This is a genomic window from Candidatus Neomarinimicrobiota bacterium, from assembly GCA_022573815.1.
GTDB lineage: Bacteria > Fidelibacterota > SORT01 > SORT01 > SORT01 > JACZTG01.
Genome location: JACZTG010000017.1, coordinates 36,580 through 45,560 on the forward strand (window position 1 = coordinate 36,580; position 8,981 = coordinate 45,560).

The window sequence follows — 8,981 nt, forward strand, 5'->3', positions numbered from 1 at the left end:
AATCGCTACCTTCCGAAAAGGCTGCTTTTTCCTCCTCTTTCTTCAATTTTCAAATCACGTAATTGCGCTGATTTCACATTTATCAAGAGAAAGTATCCGGCTCCCGGACCTGATGGAGTCCAATTAAGGGCAAACTGCCAGCAGTGAAGATCGCGGCGAATATTCACGCTATGATTAGTAATGATTTTTCTCACCAAATCAATGTTGTAATTATATCCGACTGACCATTCTCTTGTCGGGTTAAAATTTAAATTTCCCCGCATCCAAAAAGTTTTTGAAGTATTATCCGGATTTGTTTTATTCAGTGTGTAATTTAATGAAATTCTTGCACTCCATGCGTCACCGGATAAATCGGCGAAATCTAAGTTATCAAACCTTGAATCAACGTCATCAGATGAATATTGTTCAACGGCGTCATCCAATACGTCAACATCCTCTACCCTTTCAGCGCCCCTGAGATTGAAGCTGGTTGAAGCCGTAAAGTTAGTAAGTCGGGGAATAATAGTCGCTTCATTGGTTATGCTGCCGTCGGCCCATTTGTAAAAATTGTGCCTTGTGGATATATCCAAATTTATTCCCGCGATTCCTTTAGTGCGAAAGCTCGAAGAAAGCGGGCCCATTCTTCTAAAATCGGCAGTGAAATTATAATTTCCCCTCAGGTTTATAGTAAACAAATCTAACTTCTTTTCGTTCTCGCTTCCTTCGTTCAGTTTCGCCTGAAAAATATTATTTATACTGTAGGTTAACGTTTTTGTTGCCTTAGATGGCGTGCCGCCGATTGCTGTTCCGGTAAATAAATCGTATTTAAGATTATTACCAAGTGTATCTGAGCCGGTAACGTAGTAACCATAAAAATCACTACTGAAATCGGGAGTGTATCTGAAGCTGATTGATGGAGTAATTACGTGTCTCACGGCGGATAATGACCCAATATTGGGGGCAAAATTGCCATATACTTTGGTGGACATTTGAAATCCTGACGAGAAAGTACGTCTCGATTTGAACGAACGTCGAGTCCTTGTTTCTATCTTGCCGTTTTCATTCAGAATGAAACTGCCATCCGGATTCGTCTGTGGCTCTGTCCATTCATTTATCCATCCTTCAGAATAATTCAGACTTGGATTAAATGTAAAATACTTTAAGAGTTTTTGCGGGCTATTTACAGAGACTGCGTGAGTTATTTTTTCTCTTGTATCTTCTGTAACACTGATTGTTGAATCATTTATGGTTGTATGTATAAGAGAACGCTTCCGTTCACCACCATTTGAATACGTGTAGTAAAGTGAATTATACCAACGGGGATCATTGCCGATACCGGTTTTGAAAAGTTGTTTTCTTCCCATCCGGAAATTGAACTTTGGAAAGACTTCTGTAATGTCTTTAGACTGCAAATTTTCATTGCGGGAAAGGTTGACCGATAATCCGTTACCGGAACCCTCCCAACGCTTGTTGAATGTAACATTAGAAATTAATTGTTGATTAAGCCGGCTGTTTCTATTTGATGATAAATCTTCATAAAAGCTCTCATCCGAGACAAGCTTAACGTTACTGTTAAATTTTAGCGTGGGAGTAATTGTTTGGCTATGATTCCATCTTAAATCCCAACGCCTCCGGTTTTGGTTATTGAATGAGCGTGGAGTAAGCGAGCCCGAAATCCCACCGTTGAGCGAATACCGTTTTTTATATTTTGAACTCCCACGAAACAAATATCCCTTCTTGTCGAAAAAATCTACTATAAATGTAGCATCATGATATTGACTTCCGGCCCAGTAAAAACCGCCTCCCCGTAAAAATCTGCCGTCAGACGAGGTAGAACCGTATGAAGGCATTATCAGGCCGGAATGCCTACCGGTACGATTTGGAAATACGCCGAACGGGAGCGCAAATACAGGTACGCCGCTTATATAAAGTATAACGGGTTTTGCGATTATCTTGTTATTCAATATGAGTTTCATCTGTTTGCTTTTGAAGTAGAAATGTGGATTTTCAAGGTCGCATGTAGAAAAGTAGCCATCGGAAACAACCATAATTTTCGAATTTAGTCTTAGAATTTTGTCTCCCCTATAATAACCGTCTTCCATTTGAGTTTTACCGGAACTGATTTTCCCATGATTTGTCCGCATGTTATATTCCATTAGGTCACCATACATCGGTTTATTCCCTTTTTGATTAAGCTCGGGTAAGCCGATAACCATAATAGAATCTCCGGTGGCTTCAAAAATGGAATCAGGGGCTGCTGTTTCAATACCGGAAGCCGTAAGAATTGAAGTATCCCAATCTACCAGTATTTGATGAGCTGTAAGCTTTAGACCCTCGTAATCTATAGAAGAATTTTTCTGTAAGCGTGTGGTTTTTTTCTGAACGTCGTACAATATGGTTTCAGATTTATAATAAACAGTTGTGTCCGACCCCTCAGCATATTTATCCGGACTGTAATTTCCGACGGCACCACCCAATACTAATATCGTTCTAATTTCGTTATTTAAAAATCCAAGAATCAGGGTATCGCCCGATACAACGTTCAGACCCTGAAGTACGCTATCCTCGGACATATAGTAGCTGCTTGTGGCCATTCCAGAGACTACTATCCTTTTTACTTCATTGTCTTCAATGTACATCCGTAAAGATTTTCCGTGTAATCTGTCTGTTACTTTTTCCTTAGTTAGAATAAGATTGCCCTTTATAGATGAATCGGCAGCAGAGATGTCAATTGCAGGTCTATTTGCGAAAAGAGTTTTAATTGATTCCGCATTAGCATCTTCAGGAACATATATTTGAGTTACTTTCTGTTCATCAAGGTACATTAAAATTTTTGAGCCGGTAAGTTTTTCATTACTTTGAAGAACGAACGGTTCTTTCATTAAAGTTATAATTCCTGCAGCGGCATTATATTCAGCTAATCTTGCTTCGGCATGCAATTGAAGGCGGTCAATCTTAACAGAGTCCTGAGCATAATACACTGAAGTGGACGTATTGCCGAACATTTTGAGGCTTCTGATATACAGGGTATCACCTGAAGTCGTGTCAATTTTAGTAAGTACCGGGTTTCCACTTGCGACAAGAGAATCTAAATCGAAAAAATAATTAATGATTCCTCCGCGAAGTTGAGTCTTATCCAGCAAATTATTGAACAGCGCATTTCCTTTCGCTTCTGAAGTTTGATTAATCTCATCGTATCGGATATTGTCAGCAAAAATTTCAATATTCCCATCATTTATTCTTGCGTTGCCCATGCCAACAGATACTTTTTGATTTCTGTAGAAATAAACACTGTCAGCTTTTAGGGTTGAATTTTTGTTTAGCATCACTACACTGCCGGTTGCAATAATTAGGTCTTCATTGGTTTTATAAATTACTTGCGGCGCTGTTAATTTTCTATTTTCGCCGGAAATAATAACGTTTCCTTTAAATTTAATCAAGTTCAGATTTGGAAGAAATTCAGCCTCATCGCTACTCATATCCATTCCACCCCTTCTGAACAATACGTCGCCAACGGCTTTTCTATATTGTTTTCCTTTAATCCGGACAGTTTTCAATTCATCGGCGTGAATCAGTCTTAGTATTCCCCTATTACCTTTCTGCGCAGAAACAATACCACCTGAATACAAAATAAAAGTGAATATCAGGCAGAAACGAGATATAGCCACCTTAACGATGATATTTCTTCCTGTTTTTCCACAGCCCGATAAGTCGGGTGGAGATTTTTCTTTCCCTCCCGTTGTCTGTAGGATTATAAAATATCTTTTCTTTAATTTCTTCCGGCAGATAAAGCTGCTCTTTAAAATTAGAAGGATGATCATGTGGATAAATATATCCATCTGAATATCCCTCATCTTTCATAAGTTTTGTGGGCGCATTCCTAAGATGTAATGGTACCGGATACTCCGGGCCATTATTAACCTCTTCAATCGCCTGCTCTATAGCGAGATATGCAGCATTACTTTTTGGTGCAGATGCGAGGTAAGTAGTTGCCTGGGAAAGTATGATGCGCGCTTCTGGCATTCCAATCCTTTCGACTGCTGAAAAAGTGTTATTTGCCATTACAATTCCAAATGGATCGGCATTACCAATATCCTCTGAAGCAAGTATAATTAACCTACGCGCAATGAACTTGGGGTCTTCGCCACTTTCAAGCATCCTTGCCAGCCAATATACGGCAGCATCAGGGTCGGAGCCTCGAACACTTTTTATATATGCAGAAATAGTATCAAAATGGGCATCTCCCTTTTTATCATAGCCAGGAGCTTTAGTCACTAACGCTTGAGATACGATTTCCGGAGTAACAGACGAGTCTTGACCAGCCAGTCGGATTGACAGCTCAAGGTTGTTCAGCAAGCGTCTTGCATCGCCATTACATGTATTTATCAACATCTTAACTGACTTGGTTTCAATCGTCGGCTTAACGGATTGTAAAATTATGTCCTCCTCTAAAGCGAGATTTAATACGGATTTAAGATCTTCTTCGGTGAGCGCTTCCAATTTTATAACTCTCATCCTTGAGAGCAGCGGAGAAATTACTTCAAAAGAGGGGTTTTCCGTAGTTGCTCCAATTAATGTAATAATTCCGGTTTCCACGCCGGATAATAATGAATCTTGCTGCGCTTTATTAAACCGATGAATCTCATCAATAAATAATACAGTCCGTTTTCCTTGAGCAATATTGGATTTGCCAAAATTTATTATCTCTCGTAAATTCTTTACACCGCTGTCTATGGCGGAAAGCTGATAAAACTCAGCATCCGCAGCGTTTGCCAGGATTCTTGAAAGGGTGGTTTTGCCTGAACCGGGCGGTCCCCAAAAGATTACACTAAGTAAGTCATTGCTGTCTATGAGTTTTCGGAGGAATTTTCCTTTTCCAAGATATTTTTTATGACCGAAAAATCGGCCAACACTGTCTGGCCGCATGCGTTCGGCCAAAGGAATGATGGCAGAATCGACAGTAGAGATATTTTCTTTAAAGATATCCATTATTTATAACAAGCCCATTATAGTACGTTAAATTAATCTAAATGTTTTCAATTAGCAATAATTGAAGACTGATATGAATAAAACTCGGTATATTTGATAATTCTTCAAAGTATGAGCCACCCATCGGAGTCGAACCGACGACCTGCCGCTTACGAGGCGGCTGCTCTACCAGCTGAGCTAGGGTGGCGATAGTGCTGAAGAAAGGTAGTTTCGGCTATGTATAGAGTCAAGATGGAAGAAAAATACGATAAATCGCGCGAGTATAAAATTGCGAAATAATGGAAATAATTCATAATTATTTTATAGTATTCATAAAATAGAGATATAACTATAAATAAAACAAAAATATAGATAAACAGATTAAATTTTTACTTGTTTTTGGCTTTAGATTTCTTATTTTATAATGTTTTCATAGGAACATATATACCTCAATATTCGTAAAAGACACGTAATAATGATAGCAGCAGCTAAAATACAAAAAAATATCAGCCAGAACATATTAGTTGTGGATGATGAGCCCTTATTCCGGAAATTACTGAAAAGAGTGTTAGTAAAAGACGGTCACAAAGTAACTCTCGCAGGGGACGGTTTTGAAGGGCTACGTCAATTAAAAAACAGATCATTTGATATCGTACTTACAGATATAAATATGCCCAATATGGATGGCTGGGAATTTCTAAAACACGTTGATAACCTTTATCCGGAATTAAGAACGGCAGTAATTACCGGATTATCAAGCAGCGAGGGAATGTCACAAGACCCCTCCTTTTCGACGAAGAAGATAATACGGAAACCGCTGTCGTTAAAAATTATTCGTAAATTAATTAGCGATCTCGCCTAATATTTTCTCTAAATAATTCTTACAATATTTAAGTAGTTACTCCACTAAAATCAGTTTCAGTGTGTATCATTTTTTTATCTGACCCTGACATACAGCCTATATATGAGTGAATTAGACAGCATATGGGGCGAATCATGAGAAAAAAAATATGCGTTATAGGCGCAGGAAACTGGGGTAGCAATCACATTCGAACGTTATATGAATTGGGGTCCCTGGGCGGAGTTGTCGATTCAGATAGGAGAGCCCTGATCAAGATTAAGGCAAAGTACGATAATCTGAATGTCTATAATAATCTATCAGATTCCTTAAGCGATGACTATGATGGATATATAGTCGCGACGCCCGCTGAAACACATTATTCTATTGCAAAAAGACTGATAGAGAACAAGAAACATCTACTGGTTGAAAAACCATTAACTCTTGAGTTGTCAGAGGCAGAGCATCTTGTTCTGCTTGCAAAACAGAATAAAGTAAATCTAATGGTGGGGCATTTAATGTTATTTCACCCGGCCATTCTGAAAATTAAGGATTATTTAAAATCAGGAAAATTAGGAAGGCTACAATATCTTTATAGTAATAGGCTTAACCTTGGGAAAGTGAGAACGAAAGAAAATATTATGTGGAGTTTCGCACCACATGATATTTCCATTTTCGGATATTTAACTGAGGAATTACCGAGTGAGGTCGTTTCAAGAGGAGGGGCATTTTTACAGACCAACAAACCGGACACAGCAATTATGCTTTTGAAATATCCTGGAGGAGTATGCGGACACATATTCGTAAGCTGGCTGCATCCATATAGGGAGCAAAAAATTATTTTGGTCGGCTCTAAAGGAATGATTTCATTCAGCAATACTGATGAGATGAGCGAACTTAAGTTTTATGATAAAGGAATCGATTTTATAATGGGTGAACCGGTAAATCGGGAGGGTGCCGTTAAATCGATAAAATTCGATGACAGCAAACCGCTCACCAATGAGATAAAATATTTTATTGATCATTTGGAGGGCTCCTCTTTACAAACAGCCAATGGGGAAAGCGCTCTTGATGTTTTAAGGGTGCTCATGCTTGCTACAGGCGAACTCCCCGGGGATAAATCAGTTGAAAAAAGAGATAGAAAAAATATTTATATTCACCCGACAAGCGTGGTGGATGAATTCAGTAATATTGGAAGAGGTACAAAAATATGGCATTTTTCTCATATACAAAAGAATGTAACTATTGGAGATAATTGTACAATCGGGCAAAATGTTAACATCGGAGAAAAGGTAAAAATAGGAGATAACGTAAAAATTCAGAATAATGTCTCTGTTTATGAAGGAGTTGAATTGGAAAATAATGTTTTTTGCGGCCCGTCAATGGTATTCACGAACGTTTTATTTCCTCGTTCAAAATATCCGAAGAATAAAAAGGAAAGCTACCAACAAACGTTAGTTAAAGAGGGGGCGACACTTGGAGCGAATTCTACAATTATATGTGGAACTATCATAGGAAAAAATTCATTTGTTGCGGCAGGCGCAGTCGTGACAAAAAGTGTGCCTGATTATGCAATGATGGCGGGAGTTCCGGCGAAACAAGTAGGTTGGATATGTGAATGCGGTCAAAGGATAGATGAAGAATACAACAGATTCAGCTGTTATAAGTGCGGAAGACAATTCGAATATTTAGGCGGTGATAATAAAAGGATTAAAGAGGCACAAATCACATATGCCGAATAAAAAATTACCGCTTCGGTGTCCAGTAGGTTTCCACTCTGCCGAATATAGTCTCTAACAAAGCGAGAAGGTCCGCGACCAGAATAGCAACCAGATATGCCAAAGAGCCGATAAAATTAGGCAACAATTTACTTGGTAATAAAATTCCCACGATTCCGAGTGAAAAGAGAACAACAATAGAGTAAAAAGTAATCGAATAAAAAAATGAATTCATCAGCAAACTGCTGGAGATTACAAGAAATATAACGAAAATGGGTGTAAGCCATCTTAGCACTTTATGAGATATTAAAGCTATTGAAAGAAAACCTACACGAGCAGGGTTTAGTAATCTTTTATTTTGCAATAAGCCGTGAATACTTCTTTTTACGATTCTACGCTTTCGTTTGAATTCGTTCCATAAGTTTTTAGAACTTGATTCCAAAGAGACCGCTAAAGGCTCATAAAGAAACTTTTTCCCATTCAGCACGACGAGCAAAGGCTCAATAAAATCGCTGATAATATCAGCATTTAGTTTAACATACGATTCACGCCGTACGGCATATATAGAACCATTTGCGCCGGTTAATATACTTAATTTCGATTCGGCGGACTTCATCCACTGTTCGATTTGCCAGTAATCTTTTTCGAATTCAGCCGTTGTTTTAACAGAAGAACTTTCAGCGTAAGAAAGCTTACCCGAAACGCATCCGACAGAATCATCAATAAAATGCTTCACAAGTTGGAGTATCGCATCTGGTTCATACATAGCATTAGCATCGGAAAAAACGATTATTTCTCCTCGACTCTTCTTAACACCCCTGTTTTGAGCTTCGGTCTTTCCTACTCGTTTGGATATTTTATGGAGTGAGACATTGTTAAGGTTGAATTCGTTCACTACTTTTTCTGTGTCATCCGTTGAGCCATCGGATACAACAACAATATCTAATTTTTCGGAAGGATAATCCAAAGCCAGAGAGTTTTCAATTTTTTTCTTGATAATAGCTGATTCGTTATAGGCAGCGATAAGCAATGTTACAGATGGTTTATAGTTCGATTCAGGCTCAGAATAAATAAATTTAATTTCTCCTAATAACCAAATTATAATTGGATAGACGATATAGGTGTAAGTTAGTAACGAGAAAATAAACCAGAAGAAAAAGAGCAAAAATGAATTTACCGGCAATTAATTAGTACTCAGAGTTTGTCATTGTTTTAATATGCGCTCCTGTTCATAAATTAGTAATTTTTAATATCAGGAACAGGAAAGAGAATATCAATAACGGTAAGAAAAAAAAGAATATAAACTCACATCCGGAAAAAGTCAGCGTCGAAGAATTTCTTCGTATTTGCTTCTCATTAAAGAACCACATATTTGTATATCGTAAATTGATTTGACGTATTTTCTGCCTTCGATACCCATCTGGAGTCGCAGCCCGGGATTATCAATCAGTCTGATTATGCGATCCGCAATAGCATTT

General features: G+C 38.2%; 4 protein-coding genes and 1 tRNA gene. 2 read left to right on the forward strand and 3 right to left on the reverse strand.

Annotated features, from left to right (window positions below; translation table 11 throughout):
- Positions 1-5 precede the first annotated feature (5 nt).
- Both lptD and IIB39_07825 read right to left on the reverse strand, forming a co-directional pair.
- Positions 6-3,818 (reverse strand): LPS assembly protein LptD, encoded by a 3,813-nt coding sequence (gene lptD, locus IIB39_07820; protein MCH8928605.1) that lies wholly within the window; start codon positions 3,816-3,818, stop codon positions 6-8.
- Positions 3,819-5,082: 1,264 nt separating this feature from the next.
- A tRNA-Thr gene (locus tag IIB39_07825) sits at positions 5,083-5,155 on the reverse strand.
- A 267-nt stretch (positions 5,156-5,422) separates the two neighbouring features.
- Between IIB39_07825 and IIB39_07830 the strand changes: the two genes are divergently transcribed.
- Both IIB39_07830 and IIB39_07835 read left to right on the forward strand, forming a co-directional pair.
- Positions 5,423-5,809: a response regulator gene (locus tag IIB39_07830; GenBank protein ID MCH8928606.1), complete on the forward strand. Its 387-nt coding sequence runs from the start codon at positions 5,423-5,425 to the stop codon at positions 5,807-5,809.
- A gap of 134 nt (positions 5,810-5,943) precedes the next feature.
- A complete protein-coding gene (locus IIB39_07835; GenBank protein MCH8928607.1) occupies positions 5,944-7,527 on the forward strand; it encodes a Gfo/Idh/MocA family oxidoreductase in 1,584 nt (527 codons plus the stop codon).
- A gap of 4 nt (positions 7,528-7,531) precedes the next feature.
- Here IIB39_07835 and IIB39_07840 read toward each other — a convergent pair whose 3' ends face one another.
- Positions 7,532-8,686: a glycosyltransferase family 2 protein gene (locus IIB39_07840; protein ID MCH8928608.1), complete on the reverse strand. Its 1,155-nt coding sequence runs from the start codon at positions 8,684-8,686 to the stop codon at positions 7,532-7,534.
- Positions 8,687-8,981 lie beyond the last annotated feature (295 nt).